This is a genomic window from Paraburkholderia jirisanensis (assembly GCF_054782355.1).
This window is the reverse complement of the sequence record NZ_BAAGSQ010000033.1, coordinates 896792-916510: the sequence shown is the minus strand read 5'-3', so window position 1 is coordinate 916510 and position 19719 is coordinate 896792. Positions and strand designations below refer to the sequence as shown.

Sequence of the window (19719 nt, the reverse complement as noted above, 5' to 3'; positions counted from 1 at the left end):
GCTCCCCCACAAAGCCGCATTCAAAGCGGTACACGGAGACACCCCGATGAAGCTGTTGCAGCGCTTTACACCTTTAGCCATCCTTACAGGCGTATTTCTGATTGGTGCGGGCAAAGCGGTCGCCGCGCAAGCGGCGCCGCCGGTCAAACTGGTTACCGAAGAAGCGATGGTGAACTCGCCGCAGCCCGGTCTCCAGATCTACGTGCGCAACAAGCACCCCGCCAACCAGACGCATTTCGATGCCGCGCACACGCTGGTGTTCGTACACGGCGCGACCTATCCGGCCAGCACCGCCTTCGATCTCGAACTGAACGGCATGTCGTGGATGGACTACATTGCGCGGCACGGCTTCGACGTGTACCTGCTCGATCTGCCCGGCTATGGGCATTCGACGCGCCCCGCATCGATGGATCAGCCGGCCGCTGCCGGCCAGCCGGTCGAATCCACCGCACAAGCGGTAGAGGACTATGCGGCCGTGGTCGACTGGGTGTTGAAGCGTAAGCATTTGAGCAAGCTCGATGTAATGGGATGGTCGTGGGGAACGACGATTGCCGGCGGCTTCGCGGCCGAGCATCCGGACCAGGTGAACCGGCTGGTGCTGTATGCGTCGGTGTGGCTGTCGCATGACACGCCACCCACTGGCGACGCCGCGAAGCTCGGCGCGTATCGGCTCGTTACCGCCGAGATGGCAAAAGAGCGCTGGTACAAGGGCGTGCCCGACGACAAGCGCGCCGACCTGATTCCGCCCGGCTGGTTCGACCAGTGGCAGCAGGCGACGTGGGCAACCGACCCGAAAGCGGCCGCGGCGAATCCGCCGGCACTGCGCGCACCTAACGGCGTAACGCAGGACATCCGCGGCTATTACATGTCGGGCAAGGCGACCTACGACCCGGGCAAGATCACGGCGCCGACGCTGATGATCCAGGCGCAGTGGGACCAGGATACGCCGCCTTACATGTCGCAGGCGCTGTTTCCGTTATTGACCGGCACGCCGTGGAAGCAATACGTGATGATCGGCGAGGGCACGCATACGGTGCTGATGGAAAAGAACCGGCTGCAGTTCTTTAGCGCGGTGCAGAACTTTCTCGAAGAACCGGCACCGCGTTGATGCATTGACGTAACTGCGCGTGATGCTCGCATGCGGCGCTCTCGCATGCGAGCCGGAGCCGATCGACACGCGCGGCCTGAGCGGTCAAATGAGCAGCCCGATGAGCGGCCCGACGAGTATCCCTGCAAGCAGCCCGAGTCGCGTTGCGACCTCACCTATGGGGGTGGCGACGAAGGCAACGGTACCGCGCGTGAGCGACGGGCCGCTACGGGCACTCTGCGGGGCAACCGCATCCGCTGCGGGCAGCCGCAGGCAGCACGGCGATCGGCTGTCGGTCAGGGACGGTAGCCGTCGTTCAGCGTTTGCATGAACGCGATGATGTCCTGTACGTCCTGTGCGGTCATCGCCGGCTGATCGGTGGGCTTGCGATCGAACGGCGCGTCCTGGAAGTCGACGTTGTTGCGGTACTGCGGCGGAATGTCGTTGAACTGCGCAACCTTGCCGGATGCATCGCGCGGGTAGATCTGCCCGGGGTTGGTGTTGCGCAGGTTGTAGAAGTCCATCACCTGTTTCAGGTCATGGTAGACACCGTTGTGAAAGAACACGTGTCGCGTCGCGACGTTGCGCAGCGTCGGCGTCAGGAACATGCCGCAATACTGCGTCTGCTTCTCGAGATCGTGGCGAAACGGCCCGCATATGCCCAGATCGTAGAACTTCGGATCCTTGTTCTGCGCGATCGCCATGTTGCGCGGCACGCCTAGCGCTTCGTATTGCGTATCGGTGAACAGCGGCGGCAAACCGTCGCGGCTCGGCTGGCTCAGGTGACAGCCCGCGCAGTTGGCCTTGTCCGGGTCGTTGAACAGGTGCATGCCGTGCAGCTCCGCGTGCGTCAGGCGCGCGCGGCCTTCGAGCCAGTAGTCGTACTTGCTGGTGAACGCGTGAAACGATTGATCCTCGAACTGATAGCGGCCCACCGCCGACATCGCTTCGGCCACCAGCATCCCCGGATTGTTCGCAATGTTCTTGCCGAACAGCGCCTGAAATTGCGGCAGGTAGGGTGTTTTCAGCAGTTTGGCGGCGACGTCCGCTTCACTTGCATTGGCCATTTCGACCGGGTTCAGCAGCGGTCCAAGCGCCTGCGCCTGCAGCGTCGACGCGCGGCCGTCCCAGAACAGCCCGCCTTGCGGCACCATGGCCGGCGCAGCGGGCGCGACGTTCGCGCTTTTCTGCGCACGCGCCACGCCTTGCGCCTGAGTGGCCAGTGCGGCGAGATCGGGCGCCACTTCGACTTCGTTGGCATCGGGTCCGATGCTGAAATTCGCCTGACGATACAGATACGCGAGCGACGGCGGCGGGCGGTAGCCCGGGTCCTGCAACTGCGGTCCGCCGAATTGCACGGGCAGCGCATTGGCCGGCCCGTACGCATGTTCGGGGCTGTGACACGACGCGCACGACTGCTTGCCGGAAGCGGACAGCGAGGCGTCGTAGAAAACCTGTTTGCCGAGCAGCGCGAGCGCGCTCAGCGGCGCGGGTGCCGGGCGCATCAACTGCACCGGGTGCGGGTTCGCGCCGGTCAGGTCTTCGACGATCGTGCCGATGGTGGCGGGCATGCGTTGCGGAAAGGCGAGCGCATAGACGCTGCCCGCGACCAGCGCGAGCGCGGCGGCCACGCAACTCCAGCGCAGCAGGCGGCGTAGTGGCGCGCGTGCGGCAGCGAGTGACGTTGACTGGGTAGGCGGAACGCCGGAGGGCAGGGCGTTGGTGCGTCGATTCATGTCGCGAACGGGAAGCAGGCAGGTGCTGCGGCGTGCGCCGCGCGCGTCGCCCCGTTTTTTGCGGGGCACGCGCGCACGGCGTGTGCACGCAGGTGACAGACAACAGATGCATCGGCCGTCACGCCAGTTGCGTACGCGGCGGCCGATGCGAGGGGTGATGCAAGCGTGACGTGAAGCTTGACGTGAAGCGCGTCACGCGAAGCGCGGCGCGAACTGCGCCGCATACGGCATGCTTACATCGATGCGGTGGTCGCAGCCGCGGATGCGGCCGTCGGCGCCGCCGTAGGCGCTGCCGTCGGCTCGCCGGTGGTGCCATCGAGGAACAGCGTGCGCGGCGTCGTCACGGCTTGCGTGAAGTCGAACATCGACATGATGCTGCCGTCCGTTGCATCGTTCGAGCCCTGACCGATACGCTGACTGCCGAGCCAGTTGTCTTCGATGAACTTCACCACCGACGACTGGTTGATCTGCGTATCGTCGACGAAGTTGGCCTTCGCATACGGCGAGATCACGATGAACGGAATGCGCGTGCCCGGGCCGCAACGGCCGTTCACGGTCAGACCGGACACGCCGACGCCCGGCTTCGACGTGCCGGCGACGTTACACGTGCTGGCGCCGTTGACGAAGTCCGATGCCGACGTCGACGAGGTCAGCGGCGGTTGATAGCGATGGTCGTACCAGCCGTCCGAGTCGTCGTACGTGAGGATCACCGCAGTGTTCTTCCAGTCCGGCTGCTGCATCAGGAAGTTGACCACTTTGGTCACGAACGCCTGCTCGTCGAGCGGATCCGAGTTGCCCGGGTGCGCATCGCCGATCGACGGCGCTTTCAGGTAGCTGACCGACGGGAAGTTGCCTGCCGATACCGCGGTGAAGAAGTCGTCGGTATCGTAGTTGTGGTTCGCCGGGTCGGCGGTCACGCCGTCCGCTTCGAGCGACGAACCGATTGCGGCGGTCGTGCTCGGGCGCAGGTGGGTCGGGTTCGAGGTCGTCGCGTAGTACTGGAACCACATGTGATGCGGCACGTAGTCCGTCTGGTTGCCGCCGAGCACCGACGAGAAGGTCGAGCGCGAGCAGCCGGTCGTGCCGTTCAGGTTCACGGTCTGCAGGTTGAAGCCGCCCATGAAGCCGCCCCACGTGATGCCCTTCGCATTGAGCAGATCGCCGATGTTCTTCGACGTCATCTGCATCGTGCTGGTTTTCGACGAGCACGTGTCGTTAGCCGGGTCCGTATCGCCGATCAGGCTCAGGCCGCCCTGGCCGTCCGCTACCGTCGACGCGGTGCCGACTACCGGCACCACGCCGTTGTTCTGGCCGGAGATCACGGCGATCGCGCCCGGCGTCGACGGGCCGTACGTGTCGGTGTACGCGTTCTGGCTCATCGCGAAGTTCTGCGCGTAGTTCCACATCGCGGTGACGGTATTGCCGTCGAAGAAGCCGAGCACCTGTGCCTTGGTGCCGAACGCGCCGGCGCCGCCGGTCGTGCCCGAACCCGTGAAGGCCGGGAACGCATCCATCAGGCCGTTGTCGGTCGCTTCCTGTTCGGGGGCGTACGAGTGGCTCTGGTCGGCGGTGTTGGCCTGCGCGCGGTCGAAGCGGAACGGCACCAGTTCGGCCGCCGGAATCGCCGGCGTAATCGCGAGGTTCGACGCGTTGGTCTGGTTCGGATTGGTTGTAATCAGATTGTTGGTCAGCAGGTTGTTGACCGTCGGCGTATTCGCGGCCGGAGTGAACGTCGGCTCGCCGACCGGGTTCACGGCGCGCGGATAGGTGCCGAAGTAGTGATCGAACGAACGGTTCTCGCCGAAGATCACGACGAGGTGCTTGATCGGCGTAGCCGTCGGCAGTGCGTCCTGCGCGGAGACCGCGGCCGCCGGCCCGGTCGGTGCCGACGACGCGGGGTTGTCGTTACTGCTGCCGCAGGCTGCGAGCGCCAGTAGCGTCGCTGCTAGCGGGATGGGTAGCAAGGCTTTACGAAACATGTTGGGGGGCTCTCCGATTCGCTGTTCAGCGCTCCGAGTTCATGCGTGTGGAGGTGCTGTCGGGTCCGGTAATGTCGTTACCGTTGATTTGCTTCATGAGTTAAAGCAACGGCATTGAATCACTCTCTTATGGCGGTATGGAGACCGTTTGCTTTCTTATGAGTTACCTGCAGATTCATTCTGATTTCTTTCGGAAAGCGTCCAATTGTTACGCCGGTAAACGTTTGATTCCGTTTTGATTCTTTGCGCTTTACATATAAAAGAGACCGGTAATAATCGGGCCAGGTTGGTGCCGCGCGAAATATCAGTCATCCGAACTACCATGCGGGCCGGCGCACTCCGTTCGTCCGCCCCGCGCAATGCCCGTTTCCCCCGTGCCACCGGTCGTGCGAGAATGCGCCACAGATGCGCGTTCAGCGCGGCGGACCGGCCCCGCCGCGGCTCACCCGCAAATTCTTTCAGATACACGCAGCCTGCCGGCTTCCGGCCAATTCTTCGTCGAATTAATCCACGCGATGAACCAGACCCTGACGCGCTTGACCAGTCATGTCCCCGGACTCGACACGATTCTGGGCGGCGGCCTGATCGCCGGATCGTCGTACATCATTCAGGGCCGGCCCGGCGCCGGCAAGACGATCCTCGCGAACCAGATCGCATTCGAGCAGGCGCGGCAAGGCGCGAAGATCCTGTACATCACATTGCTCGCCGAGTCGCACGACCGCCTGTTTCAATCGCTGTCCACGCTGAACTTCTACGACGCGGAGCGCGTCGGCAAAGACATCACCTATCTGAGCCTGTTTCGCACGCTGCGTATGGATGGCTTGAGCGCGCTGGTCGACGTGCTGCGCACCGAACTGGCGCGCCAGGGCACTTCGATGCTGATTCTCGATGGTCTGCTGAATGCGCGCGAAAGCACGCACAGCACGCTCGACGTGAAGAATTTCGTCGCCGAGCTGCAGGGCCACGCGGCGTTCAGCGGCTGCACGGTGCTGTTCCTCACCAGCGCGCGCATCGACGACTCGAGCCCTGAACACACGATGGTCGACGGCGTGCTGCAGCTCGACGAGGAACTGCTCGGGTCGCGCACCGTGCGGCGCATGCGGGTCGCGAAATCGCGCGGCAGCGCGTCGCTCGGCGGCCTGCATCATTACGCGATCCATGACGGCGGCATCGTCGTCTATCCGCGTCTCGAAGCGCTGTTTGCGCGGCCGTCGAAGGCGGACCGCGCGCCGGACAATCGCGTATCGAGCGGCGTGCCCGATCTCGATGCGCGCATCGGCGGCGGCCTGCCGGCCAGTTCGGCGACCGCGGTGGTCGGTCCGGGCGGCAGCGGCAAGACCAGTTTCGGTCTGAATTTCCTGCGCCTCGCGACACCGGAAAAACCTGCCCTGCACTTCGGTTTCTATGAGACGCCTGCGCGTCTGGCCAGCAAGGCGCGCGCGCTCGACGTCGATCTCGATGCGCTGGTCGCGAGTGGCGCGTTAAGCTTGATCTGGAATCCGCTCACCGAAAATATCGTCGATGCGCTCGCGTATCAGCTGCTCGACGCGGTGCAGGCGCGCCGCGTCGACCGCCTCGTGATCGACGGGCTGGCCGGCTTCGCGCGCGCCACGGTCGACGAGCACCGGGTGATCGAATTCCTTGCCGCGCTGACCAACCAGCTGCGCGCGATCGATGTAACGACGGTGTGCACATGGGAAACCCGCGAGCTATCCGCGCCGGCGCTGAACGCCGCGCCGCCGGAAGCGCTGAGCCTGTTCGACAACGTGATCGGCATGCAGCTCGACGAAGCGGAAGGCATGATTTACCAGGGCATGAAGGTGATCAAGGTCAGGGACAGCGCATTTACGCCGGCCGTCACCAAGCTGATCATTCCGAATTCAACCGCGGGCGGTGCGGTCGATCTGAGCCGGCCGCCGGCCGCCGGCGATGCGATCCGGTCCTGAGCGGGCCGCGGGCGAACCGCGGGCGGATCAACAGCGAGGCGTGCAGACGACAGCACAGGGCAATGCGGCATGGCGACGATCGTTGTAGTTGATGACGAATCCTTGATCACCGATTTCCTCTCCTTCTTCCTGAAGGCGGAGGGCTACGTCGTGCACGTCGCGCGCGATGGCCGCAGCGCGCTCGAGCTGATCGGCGAAGTGCGGCCGGACGTCGTCGTCACCGATTTCATGATGCCGGCAATGTCCGGCTTCGAACTGGCGCAGGCGCTGCGCGCGTCGCCGCAGCTCGCGCATATTCCGGTGGTGCTGGCGAGCGCGGCGCAGGGCGCGACCGCGAAGCTGCGCGCCGAGCTGTTCGCCGCGGTGCTCGACAAGCCCTATGCGCCGGCCCGGCTGCTCGCGCTGTTGCGCGAGCTCACGCAGGCGCCCGGCACGGCGGTCGACGATACCGCGCCGGACGGCACCCGCGAGCGCTGAAAGCAAGCTGAAACTTCCGGGTCCGGATCTTGCGCACCCGCTTCAAAGTATCCGCGCGGATCGAACGATGCCCTCAGTGCTGCTGGTCGACGACGAACCCGACATGTTGTTCGTCTGGCGTTTCATTCTCAGGAACGCCGGCTACGACGTGCGTTGTGCGGCCAATGGCCGGATCGCATTCGACCTGCTGCTCGAGAAGGTGGCGGACGTGGTGGTCAGCGACTGGATGATGCCGGTGATGAACGGCGAAGAGTTGTGCCGGCGGCTACGCGGCCATCCGGCGTTCGGCACGGTGCCGGTGCTGATTTTCACGGCGATGTCGCCACTGCCGCCCGATCGCGCGGCGCGGCTGTGGAACGAGTGGCTGGTCAAACCGGCGACGCGTGAGGTGTTTCTCGATACGGTCGCGCAGCTGTGCAGCTGCGAGTGAGCGGCGCGGTTTCCCTGCTTGATCCTTGCTTGCCTTCAACACCGCGCGCCGGTTGGCGCGCTCTTTCTCACGTACCCGGTCGCGTTCGCCGTGCGGATCGCCCGCGGGTGGTGCGCCGCAACGCGACTGGGATGCTCAGGCGCTGCGGTTCGAAGTGGACGGTGCACGGATGCTCGACGATGCGTCGCTATCCGAACAAGTATTCGGTCCGGCCGCGCTGCTGGTGCGCGTCGCCGACGCGGAGCAACGGGGCGCGCTTGCCACGCAGTTTCGCGGTCGGCTGCCGCCGGCCTTGCCGCAACGCAATCCGCTCGGGTTGTGGCGTGTGACGGACGGCGAACTGTCGAAGCACTGAGCAAGACAGAATAGCCGCGCGCTTGCATCAGCATGACATTGCGATGACATGCGAAGCACTGCCGAGGCAGCCGGTATGTCTGCAGAGGCGGCGCGCGCACCGTGCCTCGTCATCGTGCCTCATTGTCGTGCCTCAAAGAGCAGTGCTGCATGCAGCCCACTCGCGGCTCACTCGAAGCCCTGAACCAATAGCGTGCAGTTGGTTGCTCGCGCAACCAGCTGCCGCGCTTCGCGTCACCGTGCGCATCGCACATCGACGACTTGTGACGGGCAATCCGAAACATTCCAACACATGAGCCCGAAGAGTCGTCGCACTGCAGTGGGAATAACGCGGCGCGGTCGAGCGTTTTAAGTGCGACCTTACCGTAATTTCACCGCGCGAACCGGTAAGGCCCGCATGCAAGGTGTGTTCGACTCTTTCTTTCTCTTAAGGCTCACTGATGACCGCCGCCTCGACTCAACGACGCAAGTTTCTCGCAAGAACAACGCAAGGTGCCGCTAGCGCGGTTGCCGCCAGTTTTGCCGGCGCGGCCGGCATGCTGACACTCGAACCGGCCCGGGCGGCGACCCGTGTGACCGCAGTGCCGGCTTATCTCGGCAGCTCGCCGATGACGCAGCCGCCGCTGCCGTTCGCAGAAAACGCACTGGACCCGGTGATCTCGACGCGCACGATCGGCATTCACTACGGCAAGCATCATCGCGCGTACTTCGACAACCTCGCCAAGCTGGTGCCGGGCACGCCGTTCGCGGGCCTGTCGCTCGAAGCGGCGATCGTGAAGAGCTACGGCGACGAAGCGCACGAAGACATCTTCAACAATGCCGGCCAGGCGTGGAATCACAACTTCTACTGGAATTCGCTGAGCCCGACGCCGACCGAACCGAGCCCGAAACTGCGTGCTGCAATCGAGCGCGATTTCGGTTCGATGGACAACCTGCATGAGCAGCTCGCGAAGGTTTCGGCCTCGCAGTTCGGCAGCGGCTGGGGTTGGCTGGTCAGCCAGCACGGCAAGCTGTCGGTGGTGAAGACCAGCAACGCGAACGTGCCGTTCACGGCGGGCAAGGCGCCGCTGTTGACGATCGACGTATGGGAGCACGCGTACTACCTCGACTACCAGAACCGTCGCCCGGACTATCTGAAGGAAGTGACCGCGCGGCTGATCAACTGGAACTTCGCGTCGGCCAATTACGAAAAGCTGTAAGCATCGCTTAAGCGGTGCCGGTCCCCCAGATCGAAAACGAGACATCTCAGCGGCGCGACGTCGTGCCGCACCGCTGCGATTCTCACCATGCACGACGTGCCGGCAGGGCGGGGTCACGCCTCGATGCCGGCGCGTTCGTGACTTTGTCGCTGCGCACCACCCCCCCCGGCAAATCTGGATTGCATCGATCGATATCGATACAAATTAGATTGACGAAGCATCCCCCGGTGTCGCAATTGCGGCATCATCGCCGTTTCAGCGCTCGCATGGCCGTACACGAAACGCCGCTGCGTGCATGCAGCGCGGCTTCGTTTCCGTCATGGGGGTTGCACGTCATGTCTCATTTCCCGGCCCGCTTCGGCATCTGGGCACTCGTTCACGGCAGCCGCGCCGCGCTGCAGGATCCCGACGAACCCTACGATGCGTCCTGGCAGCGCAACAAGGCGCTGGTGCTCGAGGCCGAACAACTCGGCTTCGATTCGGTGCTGGTCGCGCAGCACACGATGAATCCGCACGATGAAAATCTCGATCAGCTCGAAGCATGGACTGCGTCGGCGGCGCTCGCGGCGCTGACCGGGCGCATCGAGATCATCGCGGCGATCAAGCCGTATCTGTACCACCCGGTGGTGCTCGCGAAGATGGCGCAGCAGATCGAGCACATCAGCGGCGGCCGTTTCGCGCTGAACCTGGTCAACGCGTGGAACCGCCCCGAACTGGATCGCGCCGGCATCGGCTTTGCCGAACACGACGCGCGCTATGCGTATGGACGCGAATGGATCAACGTGGTCGCATCGCTGTTGCGCGGCGAACGCACCACGTTTCGCGGCGAGCACTTCAACGTCGACGACTATCTGCTGCGGCCTGCCGATCCGTTTCGCGAACGGCCGCGCATTTACGTGGGTGGCGAATCGGAGCCGGCGCGCGCGCTGGTCGCCGATCACGGCGACGTGTGGTTCATCAACGGCCAGCCGCTCGACGACGTCGCGCGGCTGATTGCCGATCTGCGCACGCGGCCACGCGCGGCCGGCGCGGCGCCGTTGCGCTTTGGCCTGTCCGCCTTCGTGATCGCCGCCGATACCGACGCCGCCGCGCAACGCCATCTCGAGCATCTGTTCGCGCTGGCGGAGCAGGACGCACCGTTGCGCCAGCAACAAAAGGCGAACATCGATCCGAAGGCGGTGATGTTCCAGAGCTTCGCGCGCACGCCACGCGTCGGGTCGAACGGCGGCACGGCGGCCGGGCTGGTCGGCAGCTTCGATACGGTGGCGCGGCGCATCGCCGAATTTCATCGCGCGGGCGTCGAGTTGTTCATGCTGCAGTTCCAGCCGTTCGAGGCGTCGATGCGCGTGTTTGCGCACGAGGTAATGCCGCGTGCGAAAGCCTTGCTTGCCGCGCAAGCTTGACGGCGCGGGGGTAGATCGCCGCGCGGCTTGACGAAGCAAGGCAAAAAGCAAAACAAAACAGGGCGGTTGGACTAAGGCGGATTTCGCGCGCCACGCGGCGGGGATACGCAAATCACGCGAAAATCAGCTGGGATTCGCAATGGCGGGCGATAAGCTGCCATTGCTGCCCGCCAAAAAAATCGTGTGAACCGAGGTTGCGCGAATTGCAGCGCTTAACGAGCGGTCGCGGTGGCGGCTTGCAGGCGTGCCGTCGCTCGCGCGCTCGCAAACCTTGCCGGCAGGTCCAGAGCGCCGGCGGATCGGCGCGCCATGTGCATTTGCCTTCCCGCACAGGCTTTTAAAAAAAGCACGAATATTCGCCGCGATCTGGCAATTCAACCCGGCGTGCGTGCCGAACGGCGCGCATTCTTTACCGTAAATATCGTTATTGCATAACGCCACGCCTTGCGCTGCGCTTATTGCGATTCGCATGATCGAAAACCCTTATTTCTTTAATGCGAAATGCTGCCGTAATTGCAATTGCGTGAGCCCGTTGCGGCAGTTCGCAGCGGGTGCGATTGCAGGGCGCGCAAGGACCTCGAAAATCCGCTGTGGAGCGCCCGTCTCGCGGTAAAAAGTTGTCGATGCCGTTTGGGTTTGGCTTCATACTTGCATGCATTTTGGATGTGGCCCGTATCTGGCCTGGTATCTGGCCTGGTATCTGGCTGGTATCGCGGCGCTCCAACCCACGCACTCACGAACCGACACGAAACCATGAGTATTGCGACTCAACGCAGCGGCAACACCTATCTGCCCGGCACGTCACCGTGGCTCAGGTTTTCGCTGGGCAACCGCATCCTGCTCAGTTTCGGTGCACTGTTCCTGCTGATGCTGATTACGGCGCTGCTGTCGTATTCGCGTCTGCGTACGATCAACGAGGAGACGGAGCGCCTCGAAAGCGAATCCGTGCAGGGTCTCTACCTGTCCACCTCGCTGCGCGCCGCGTCGAGCGAAAGCATCACCGCGCTACAGCACTCGCTGTACGTCGACGCCGACGGCGATCTGATCAAGCGCGACCTCGACCGCGCTAACGACGCACTGAAACGATCCGACAAGCTCGCCGCCGATTACCCGGCCACCTTCTCGAACAGCGAGGACCGCGCGCGCTTTGCCGAATATCAATCGGCCTATGCAGAGGCGCTGCCGATCTTCAGGGAAGCGATGCGCGTCGCACCCGGTTCGCAGGCCGACGCGCAGGCGATCTTCGCGCGGCTCGAACCGGCGTGGGAGAAGGTGACCGCCCACGCGAACGCGCTGGTGCTGGTCGACAAGGCGCAGGCCGACGACTGGACACTGCTGATCCGCCAGTCGGCGCACGAAGCGCAGATCACGCTCGCGGTGGCGCTCGGCCTCGTGCTGCTGGTTGCGCTGGCAACCGGTTACGCGCTGTACAAGGCGGTGACGGTGCCGATGGCGAGCGTGGTCGACGTGCTCGACGTGATGCGCACCGGCAACCTGGCGCAACGGCTGAACCTGCGGCGCCAGGACGAATTCGGCACGCTCGAGAACGGTTTCAACCGGATGGCCGAAGAACTGGCGAGCCTCGTCGCGCAGGCGCAAAAATCGTCGCTGCAGGTCACGACGTCGGTCGCGGAGATCGCCGCGACTTCCAAGGAACAGCAGGCCACCGCCAGCGAAACCGCGGCCACCACCACCGAAATCGGCGCAACCTCGCGCGAAATCGTGTCGACCTCGCGCGATCTGCTGCTGACGATGAACGAAGTGTCGCGCGTCGCCGAGCAGTCGGCGCTGCTCGCCGGCACCAGCCAGAGCGGCCTGTCGCGGATGGAAGAAACGATGCGCAGCGTGATGGAAGCGGCCGGCTCGGTGAACGCGAAGCTCGCGATTCTCAACGAGAAGGCAGTCAACATCAACCAGGTGGTGGCCACCATCACCAAGGTCGCGGATCAGACCAACCTGTTGTCGCTGAACGCGGCCATCGAGGCGGAAAAGGCCGGCGAATACGGCCGCGGCTTCGGGGTCGTCGCGACGGAAATCCGCCGCCTCGCGGACCAGACCGCGGTGGCAACCTACGATATCGAGCAGACCGTCAAGGAGATTCATTCGGCGGTGTCGGCCGGCGTGATGGGCATGGAGAAGTTCTCCGAGGAAGTGCGGCGCGGCATGCACGACGTGCAGCAGGTCGGCACGCAGCTGTCGCAGATCATCCAGGAAGTGCAGGCGCTGGCGCCGCGGGTCCAGATGGTCAACGAAGGCATGCATACGCAGGCGAACGGCGCCGAGCAGATCACGCAGGCGTTGTCGCAGCTGTCGGAAGCCGCGCAGCAGACGGCCGAATCGCTGCGCCAGTCGTCGCAGGCGATCGACGATCTGACGCTGGTCGCCAATCAGCTGCGCACCGGCGTGTCGCGCTTCAAGATCGAAGCCTGATCGACGCCGCGGCCAGGCCGACACGCTGATGCTCTTCCTTCTGTTCGATCTGGACGGCGACCGCTACGCACTCGATGCGCGCGAGATCGTCGAGGTGCTGGCGCTGCGGCCGGTGCGGCCGGTTCCCGGCGCGCCGGTGTGGGTGGCGGGCGTCGCGCAGCGGCATGGTGCGCCGCTGCCGGTGGTCGACGTGCCGCGGCTGGCGCTGGGCCGGCCGGCGCGGCAGCTGCTGTCGACGCGTCTGGTGATCGTGCGCTACGAAAGCGGCGCGAGCGACGCGACGGCGCGCGAGCTCGTGCAGCTGCATGACGAACCGCAAGGAGACGCGCGGGCGAGCGAACGCGCAGACTTGCGCGCAGAACCGAACGATGGCCCGCACGGCAACCCGGCGCCGGCGCAGTTGCTCGGCCTGATCGTCGAAAGCGCGACCCAGACGCGCCGCATCGAGCGCGCGCAATTCGCCGACACCGGTCTCGCGACGCCGCACGCGCGCTGGCTCGGGCCGGTAGCCAACGATGGCGGCCGGCTGGTGCAGTGGGTGCAGGTCCAGCAGATGCTCAACGAAGACGTCAAAACGCTGCTGTTTCCGCAAGCGGCGCCGACGCACGAACCGACACCGACATCGACGCCATGAACGCGCCCGGCAGCATCGAAGCACGTTTCGAAGACTGGCTCCTGCGCGAGACCGGTATCAGTGCGTCCACGCTTGGCGTGCATGCGTTCGAGCGTGCGGTGCGGCAACGCGCGCGCGCGACGCAGGCGGGCGGTGCGGCGTCACATCCGGCGGACGCAACCACGGCCCGCGACGTGCACGGCGACGCATCGGGCGACGCGCAAGGCGAAGCACCGTTGCCGCAGGGCGCGCTGGACGCGTACTGGCAATTGCTCACGGCGTCGCCTGAAGAACGCCAGGTGCTGGTCGAACTGATCGTCGTGCCGGAGACGTGGTTCTTTCGCGACCGCGAGGCGTTCGCGGCGCTGGCGCGGCTTGCCAACGAGCGGCTGGTGCGCGAGCCTTCGCATGTGCTGCGCCTGTTGAGCGCGCCATGCTCGACTGGCGAGGAGCCGTACACGATGGCGATGGCGCTGCTCGATGCGGGCATTGGGCCCGACCGCTTCACAGTGGAGGCAGTCGACATCAGCGCGCGCGCGCTCGAATTCGCGCGTGGCGCGCTGTACGGACGCAATTCGTTCCGCGGCCGCGCGCTCGAGTTTCGCGACCGGCATTTCTACGCGGACGAGGGCGGTTATCGCCTGAACGAGCGCGCGCGGCATGCGGTGCGCTTCGCGCAGGCGAACCTGTTCGACGCGACACAGATGCCGGACGCCCGCTTCGATTTTATTTTCTGCCGCAACGTGCTGATCTATTTCGACCGCGACGCACAGGATCGCGCGATTCGCCTGCTCGATGCACGGCTCGCGCAGCACGGCTCGCTGTTCGTCGGGCCGGCTGAAACCGGCCTGATGATGCGGCATGCGTTCAGTTCGGCGCGCATTCCGCTGGCGTTCGCGTTTCAGCGCACGCCGCGCGATGAAGCCGCGACGCGTGCCGGAGTGGGTGACACGTACGCGTCGAGGTCGAACCCGGCACAGCCGAATGCGACGCGGCCGTTTGTCGTGCAGACGCACGGGGCACCGACGCATGTCGGTGCTCAAGCGCATGCAGCGGGGCTGCACACGCTTGCGTCAGGCGTCGTATCTGCAGCACCGATGCAAACCGGACCACTTGCAAAGACGGCCGGGTCGCCACTGCAGGCGCGGCGTGCAGCGCAGGCCACCCCCTTTGCGGCGAGGCCGGCAGGCGGCGCGCGCTCGCCGGGCAGCGCGTTGTCGTCGGGCACTTTGGCTGCGCCGCTTACGGCGCTTACGCCGCGCACATCGCCCACGACGCCCACGACGCCCACATCGCCCACACGCAGCGACGCACAAGCCTCAGCACGCCCCGCCGATGCTCGCGCGAAGCGTGCTGCCGCGCTCGATCACGCGCAGCGTCTGGCCGACGCCGGCCGCCTCGACGAAGCGTTTCGCGCCGCCAGCGATTGCGTGATCGTGCACGGCCCGGACGCCGCCGTGTTCTATCTGCTCGGCCTGATCATGGACGCACGCGGCCGCGGTGCCGACGCGGGCGACTACTATCGCAAGGCGCTCTATTTGCAGCCCGACCACTACGAAGCGCTGACGCATCTCGCAGCGCTGCTGGAGATGAACGGCGACAGCGCCGGTGCCGAGCGATTCACGCGCCGCGCACAACGGGCCGCCGCGCAGCAACGCGAGACGCTGACACCGACCGGCCGGACGCGAGGATTCCATGACTGAACGCGTGGTCGATCAGGCGGACGCAGCCGCGCGCGTGGACGATTGCTGGAAGCGCATCGGCACGCGCGGCGACCAGTCGTGCCCGGAGTTGCAGCGCTGGTTTCGCTGCCTGAATTGCCCGGTATTCGAGCGGGCCGCCGCGCAATTGCTCGATCGGCCGCCGATGAACGAGGCAGCTGCGCTGCCGGAGCGCGGCACGTCTGCCGTTCAAGCCGCCGCGTACCAGGCCGAAGCCGCCACGCACGATTCCGGCGTGGCCGCGCTGACTCATTCCGCGCTGGTGTTCCGCGTGGCCGACGAATGGCTCGCGCTGCCCACCGCCGCGCTGCGTCACATCGAAGACCTGCGCCCGATCCATTCGTTACCGCACCGGCGCAACCGCGTGGTGCTCGGCGTCGTCAACGTGCGTGGCGCGCTGACGGTGGCCGTGTCGCTGCGCGAGCTGCTGCGCCTCGAAGCGGGCAGCAGCACCGTGCAGCAACAGCCGGCCCGTAACGGCACCTATGCCCGCATGCTGGTGCTGACGCATCGCGACGAACCGGTGGCCTTGCCGGTCGACGAAGTACATGGCGTGCTGCGTTACGCGGCCGCGCAGTTGAAGCCCGTGCCCGATACGCTGACGCGCGCGAGCGCGGCGCACGCGCAGGGCATCTTCGCGTGGCGCGACACGACAGTCGGCCTGCTCGATATCGAGCGGGTCTTCGCTTCACTGAACCAGAGCTTGCGATGAGCGCCGACGACGACCTGAGCCGGCTCTCGCTGCTCGAGCTATTCCGCGAAGAAGCGGCGGCGCAGACGCGCGAGCTGTCCGACGGCCTGCTGACGCTGGAGCGCTCGGCGACCGATGCGGCCGCACTCGAAGCCTGCATGCGCGCCGCGCATTCGCTGAAGGGCGCCGCGCGGATCGTCGGGGTGCCGGATGGCGTCGCGATTGCGCATGTGATGGAGGAGTGCTTCGTCGGCGCGCAGCGTGGCGAAGTACGGCTGTCGGCCGCGCATATCGACGAACTGCTGAAGGGCGTCGATATGCTGTTGCATATTGCGGATGCCGATCCGGCGGCGACAGCGGCCGCGAACAAGGACCCGATCGACGCATACGTTGCGCGCCTTACGGCGCTGGTGGCGTCAGGCGGCCAACCGGCGGCTGGCGGCGAGGCGCCCGCGCATGGTGCGGCGGCCGCGCAGTCAGCGGACGGACTGCACGCAACGCCGCCGGCAGAGCCTGCGCCGACCGTAGCGCCGCGCACGCCGGACGAGGAACTGCAGGCAGCCATCGCGCTGCTGAATGCAGAAGCTGCATCCGCATCTGCTCGAGCGACGACCACACAGGGCACGCTCGCTGCACACGTTGCGCCCGCAACGGATCGGCAAATCGCGCCCGCAGCGGCAGCAGTGCAAGCGGTCGCCGAGCTGCCGGAAGCATCAAACACACATCGCGCCGAGCCGCAGCAGGACATATCAGGCGCGCGTCCCGCCGACCCGAACCCGGCCACGCCGCGCAACGCCGAAGCCGCCCGCAACGAACGCAACGAACGCAACGAACGCAACGAACGCAACGAACGTAGCGAACGTAGCGAACGCAACGCCGACCGCATCCTGCGCGTGCGTGCCGACAACCTCGACCGGCTGCTGAGTCTGTCCGGCGAATCGCTGGTCGAATCGCGCTGGCTAAAACCGTTCGCCGCGTCGATGCTGCGTGTCAAACGCGCGCAGCGCGACGCCGCGCGCGCGCTCGACACGCTGCACGACACGCTAACCGATGCGCTCGACCCGCGCGCCGCCGCCGCGCTCGACAGCGTGCGCCGCTCGCTGGTCGACGTGCAGCAGCAGCTCAGCACGCAGATCGACGAACTCGACCGCTTCGACCGGCGCAGCACCAACCTCGCGCAACAGCTGTACGACGAGGCGCTGCAGTGCCGGATGCGCGCGTTCGGCGACGCGACCCACGTGTACCCGCGCATCGTGCGCGACCTCGCGCGTTCGCTCGGCAAACAGGTGCGTTTCTCGATCGTCGGCGAAGCGACCCAGGTGGACCGCGACATCCTCGACATGCTCGACGCGCCGCTCGGCCACCTGCTGCGCAATGCACTCGACCACGGCATCGAAACGCCGGAACAACGCGTCGCGCGCGGCAAGCCGGCCGAAGCGACGCTGACGCTCGAAGCGCGCCACAGCGCCGGCAAGCTGCTGATCAGCGTCAGCGACGACGGGCGCGGCATCGAACTCGCCGACCTGCGTGCCGCGGTGGTGCGCCGGCGTCTGGCCGACGAGGCGACCGTCGCGCGCCTGTCCGAGCTCGAACTGCTCGACTTCCTGCTGTTGCCGGGCTTTTCGATGCGCGCAGAAGTCACCGACGTATCGGGCCGCGGCGTCGGGCTCGACGCGGTGCACGAGATGGTCAAGGCGGTACGCGGCATGGTGCGGGTCGTCAACGAGCCGGGCCGCGGCATGCGCTTCGTGCTGCAGTTGCCGCTGACGCTGTCGGTGATCCGCAGCCTGCTGGTGCAGGTGGGCGGCGAAGCGTATGCATTCCCGCTCGCGCACGTGCAGCGCACGCTGGCGCTCGCGCGGGCCGACATCGACATGCTCGAAGGCCAGCAGCATTTTTCGTTCGACGGGCGGCGCGTGGGTCTCGTGTCCGCGCATCAGCTGCTGGGCGCGAGCGCCCCGGAAGACGCATCGACGCACGTCGCGGTGGTCGTGATCGGCGACGAGCGCGGCACCTACGGCGTCGCGGTCGAGCGTTTTCTCGGCGAGCGCATGCTGGTGGTGCAGCCGCTCGATACGCGCCTGGGCAAGATCAAGGACATCGCAGCCGGCGCGCTGCTCGACAACGGCGCGCCGGTGCTGATCGTCGATATCGACGATTTGCTGCGCTCGGTCGACAAGCTGGTGCGCGACGGCCAGCTTGCCAAGGTACGCGCGACCGCCGGCAGCGGCACGGCGCAGCGCAAGCACGTGCTGGTGGTCGAAGATTCGCTGACGGTGCGCGAACTCGAACGCAAGCTGCTCGAAAAACGCGGTTACGCGGTCACGGTAGCGGTAGACGGCATGGAAGGCTGGAACGCGCTGCGCAGCGCCGAATTCGATCTGGTGGTGACCGATATCGACATGCCGCGCATGGACGGCATCGAGCTCGTCACGATGATCAAGCGCGACGCGCAGCTGAAGGCGATTCCGGTGATGATCGTGTCGTACAAGGATCGCGACGAAGACCGCCGCCGCGGCCTCGATGCCGGTGCCGATTACTACCTGGCCAAAGGCAGTTTCCACGATGAGACGTTGCTCGACGCAGTGCACGACCTGATAGGAGACGCTCGCAGATGAATATCGGCATTGCCAACGATTTGCCGCTTGCCGTCGAAGCGCTGCGCCGCGCGATCGCGCGGCGCGACGAGCATCGCGTGCTATGGGTCGCCACGGACGGCGCGCAGGCCGTCGACTTCTGCATCGCGCAGCCGCCCGACGTGGTGCTGATGGACCTGATCATGCCGAAGCTCGACGGTGTCGAAGCGACGCGGCGCATCATGGCGCGCGCGCCGTGTCCGATTCTGGTCGTGACGAGCAGCGTCGGCGCCAACGCATCGCGTGTTTATGAAGCGATGGGCGCGGGCGCACTCGATGCGGTCGATACGCCGACGCTGGTGAACGGCAACGGCCTCGCGGACGCCTCCGGAGCGCTGCTCGCGAAGATCGACCAGATCGGCAAGCTGCTGGTGAACCGCAACGCAGCAACGCCGCCGCCGCCGACCGATGCGGTAACCGAGCGCAGTGCGCCGCTGATTGCGATCGGCGCGTCGGCAGGTGGGCCGACCGCGCTCGCCGCGGTGCTGGGCGGCTTGCCGCTCAATTTCGGCGCACCGATCGTGATCGTGCAGCACGTCGACAAGGCGTTTGCGCCAGGCATGGCGGAGTGGCTCGACGGGCAGACCCCGTTGTGCGTGCGCGTGGCGTGCGCCGACGATCGTCCGCAAGCGGGCGAGGTGCTGCTCGCGTCGACCAACGATCATCTGCGCCTCGCACGCAACGGTTCGCTTTGCTATACGCGCGAGCCGGCCGAGACGCCATACCGGCCGTCGGTCGACGTATTTTTTCATAGCGTGGTCGAGCATTGGCGCGGCGACGCCGTCGGCGTGCTGCTGACGGGTATGGGCCGCGACGGCGCGATCGGCCTGAAAGCGATGCGCGCCAAAGGGTACGACACGATCGCACAGGATCAGGCAACGAGCGCCGTATACGGCATGCCGAAGGCGGCGGCCGCATTGAACGCCGCGCGGCGCATCTTGCCGCTCGAGCGGATCGCCGGCGACCTGAGCGCAGTGGTCGGCCGCCAGTAAGGGAATATTCAGCAAAACGGGTGCA

Annotated in this window: 16 protein-coding genes; 13 read left to right on the top strand and 3 right to left on the bottom strand. The window is 65.8% G+C overall.

What is annotated here, in order from left to right:
* Nucleotides 1–46: 46 nt before the first annotated feature.
* A complete protein-coding gene (locus ACYVNQ_RS36115) occupies nt 47–1108 on the top strand; it encodes an alpha/beta hydrolase (protein ID WP_460910287.1) in 1062 nt (353 codons plus the stop codon).
* Between the two features lie 275 nt (nt 1109–1383).
* Here ACYVNQ_RS36115 and ACYVNQ_RS36110 read toward each other — a convergent pair whose 3' ends face one another.
* Complete coding sequence (locus ACYVNQ_RS36110; RefSeq protein WP_460910285.1) at nt 1384–2823, bottom strand: cytochrome-c peroxidase; 1440 nt, start codon at nt 2821–2823, stop codon at nt 1384–1386.
* A 233-nt stretch (nt 2824–3056) separates the two neighbouring features.
* A complete protein-coding gene (locus ACYVNQ_RS36105; protein ID WP_460910283.1) occupies nt 3057–4802 on the bottom strand; it encodes a phospholipase C in 1746 nt (581 codons plus the stop codon).
* 515 nt (nt 4803–5317) lie between these two features.
* On the opposite strand from ACYVNQ_RS36105, the gene ACYVNQ_RS36100 reads away from it, so the two are divergent.
* From ACYVNQ_RS36100 to ACYVNQ_RS36075, 6 genes are all read left to right on the top strand, one after another.
* The gene (locus ACYVNQ_RS36100; protein WP_460910281.1) at nt 5318–6748 is read left to right on the top strand and encodes an RAD55 family ATPase; all 1431 of its coding nucleotides are present in this window, start codon (nt 5318–5320) and stop codon (nt 6746–6748) included.
* Nucleotides 6749–6817: 69 nt separating this feature from the next.
* On the top strand, nt 6818–7225 hold the full coding sequence (locus ACYVNQ_RS36095; RefSeq protein ID WP_460910279.1) for a response regulator: 408 nt from the start codon (nt 6818–6820) through the stop codon (nt 7223–7225).
* A 67-nt stretch (nt 7226–7292) separates the two neighbouring features.
* Nucleotides 7293–7655, top strand: coding sequence for a response regulator (locus ACYVNQ_RS36090; protein ID WP_460910277.1), 363 nt, complete (start codon nt 7293–7295; stop codon nt 7653–7655).
* Between the two features lie 169 nt (nt 7656–7824).
* Nucleotides 7825–8010, top strand: coding sequence for a hypothetical protein (locus ACYVNQ_RS36085; RefSeq protein ID WP_460910275.1), 186 nt, complete (start codon nt 7825–7827; stop codon nt 8008–8010).
* Nucleotides 8011–8617: 607 nt separating this feature from the next.
* Nucleotides 8618–9208: a superoxide dismutase gene (locus ACYVNQ_RS36080; protein WP_460911241.1), complete on the top strand. Its 591-nt coding sequence runs from the start codon at nt 8618–8620 to the stop codon at nt 9206–9208.
* A gap of 335 nt (nt 9209–9543) precedes the next feature.
* Nucleotides 9544–10611, top strand: a complete 1068-nt coding sequence (locus ACYVNQ_RS36075) for an LLM class flavin-dependent oxidoreductase (protein ID WP_460910273.1) — start codon at nt 9544–9546, stop codon at nt 10609–10611.
* A 123-nt stretch (nt 10612–10734) separates the two neighbouring features.
* On the opposite strand, the gene ACYVNQ_RS36070 is transcribed toward ACYVNQ_RS36075, so the two are convergent.
* Nucleotides 10735–11052 carry a hypothetical protein gene (locus ACYVNQ_RS36070; protein WP_460910271.1) on the bottom strand — a complete coding sequence of 106 codons (318 nt, stop codon included), beginning with the start codon at nt 11050–11052 and terminating at the stop codon, nt 10735–10737.
* Between the two features lie 312 nt (nt 11053–11364).
* Here ACYVNQ_RS36070 and ACYVNQ_RS36065 point away from each other — a divergent pair, with 312 nt between their 5' ends.
* The 6 genes from ACYVNQ_RS36065 to cheB are packed head-to-tail and all read left to right on the top strand — an operon-like array spanning nt 11365 to nt 19694.
* Nucleotides 11365–13041 (top strand): methyl-accepting chemotaxis protein, encoded by a 1677-nt coding sequence (locus tag ACYVNQ_RS36065; protein ID WP_460910269.1) that lies wholly within the window; start codon nt 11365–11367, stop codon nt 13039–13041.
* Nucleotides 13042–13069: 28 nt separating this feature from the next.
* Nucleotides 13070–13675 (top strand): chemotaxis protein CheW, encoded by a 606-nt coding sequence (locus ACYVNQ_RS36060; protein ID WP_460910267.1) that lies wholly within the window; start codon nt 13070–13072, stop codon nt 13673–13675.
* Entirely contained in the window at nt 13672–15357 is a 1686-nt protein-coding gene (locus ACYVNQ_RS36055; protein ID WP_460910265.1) for a CheR family methyltransferase, read from the top strand. Before ACYVNQ_RS36060 ends, ACYVNQ_RS36055 begins: the two co-directional genes overlap by 4 nt.
* Nucleotides 15350–16087 (top strand): chemotaxis protein CheW, encoded by a 738-nt coding sequence (locus tag ACYVNQ_RS36050; protein WP_460910263.1) that lies wholly within the window; start codon nt 15350–15352, stop codon nt 16085–16087. Before ACYVNQ_RS36055 ends, ACYVNQ_RS36050 begins: the two co-directional genes overlap by 8 nt.
* Nucleotides 16084–18684 (top strand): hybrid sensor histidine kinase/response regulator, encoded by a 2601-nt coding sequence (locus ACYVNQ_RS36045; protein ID WP_460910261.1) that lies wholly within the window; start codon nt 16084–16086, stop codon nt 18682–18684. Before ACYVNQ_RS36050 ends, ACYVNQ_RS36045 begins: the two co-directional genes overlap by 4 nt.
* Nucleotides 18681–19694, top strand: coding sequence for a chemotaxis-specific protein-glutamate methyltransferase CheB (cheB, locus tag ACYVNQ_RS36040; protein ID WP_460910259.1), 1014 nt, complete (start codon nt 18681–18683; stop codon nt 19692–19694). Before ACYVNQ_RS36045 ends, cheB begins: the two co-directional genes overlap by 4 nt.
* Nucleotides 19695–19719 lie beyond the last annotated feature (25 nt).

Coding starts and splice junctions, on each gene's coding strand:
- ACYVNQ_RS36065 (WP_460910269.1), top strand. CDS start 11,365: ATGAGTATTGCGACTCAACGCAGCGGCAACACCTATCTGCCCGGCACG.
- ACYVNQ_RS36075 (WP_460910273.1), top strand. CDS start 9,544: ATGTCTCATTTCCCGGCCCGCTTCGGCATCTGGGCACTCGTTCACGGC.
- ACYVNQ_RS36055 (WP_460910265.1), top strand. CDS start 13,672: ATGAACGCGCCCGGCAGCATCGAAGCACGTTTCGAAGACTGGCTCCTG.
- ACYVNQ_RS36100 (WP_460910281.1), top strand. CDS start 5,318: ATGAACCAGACCCTGACGCGCTTGACCAGTCATGTCCCCGGACTCGAC.
- ACYVNQ_RS36090 (WP_460910277.1), top strand. CDS start 7,293: ATGCCCTCAGTGCTGCTGGTCGACGACGAACCCGACATGTTGTTCGTC.
- ACYVNQ_RS36080 (WP_460911241.1), top strand. CDS start 8,618: ATGACGCAGCCGCCGCTGCCGTTCGCAGAAAACGCACTGGACCCGGTG.
- cheB (WP_460910259.1), top strand. CDS start 18,681: ATGAATATCGGCATTGCCAACGATTTGCCGCTTGCCGTCGAAGCGCTG.
- ACYVNQ_RS36115 (WP_460910287.1), top strand. CDS start 47: ATGAAGCTGTTGCAGCGCTTTACACCTTTAGCCATCCTTACAGGCGTA.
- ACYVNQ_RS36105 (WP_460910283.1), bottom strand. CDS start 4,802: ATGTTTCGTAAAGCCTTGCTACCCATCCCGCTAGCAGCGACGCTACTG.
- ACYVNQ_RS36045 (WP_460910261.1), top strand. CDS start 16,084: ATGAGCGCCGACGACGACCTGAGCCGGCTCTCGCTGCTCGAGCTATTC.
- ACYVNQ_RS36085 (WP_460910275.1), top strand. CDS start 7,825: ATGCTCGACGATGCGTCGCTATCCGAACAAGTATTCGGTCCGGCCGCG.
- ACYVNQ_RS36050 (WP_460910263.1), top strand. CDS start 15,350: ATGACTGAACGCGTGGTCGATCAGGCGGACGCAGCCGCGCGCGTGGAC.
- ACYVNQ_RS36060 (WP_460910267.1), top strand. CDS start 13,070: ATGCTCTTCCTTCTGTTCGATCTGGACGGCGACCGCTACGCACTCGAT.
- ACYVNQ_RS36110 (WP_460910285.1), bottom strand. CDS start 2,823: ATGAATCGACGCACCAACGCCCTGCCCTCCGGCGTTCCGCCTACCCAG.
- ACYVNQ_RS36095 (WP_460910279.1), top strand. CDS start 6,818: ATGGCGACGATCGTTGTAGTTGATGACGAATCCTTGATCACCGATTTC.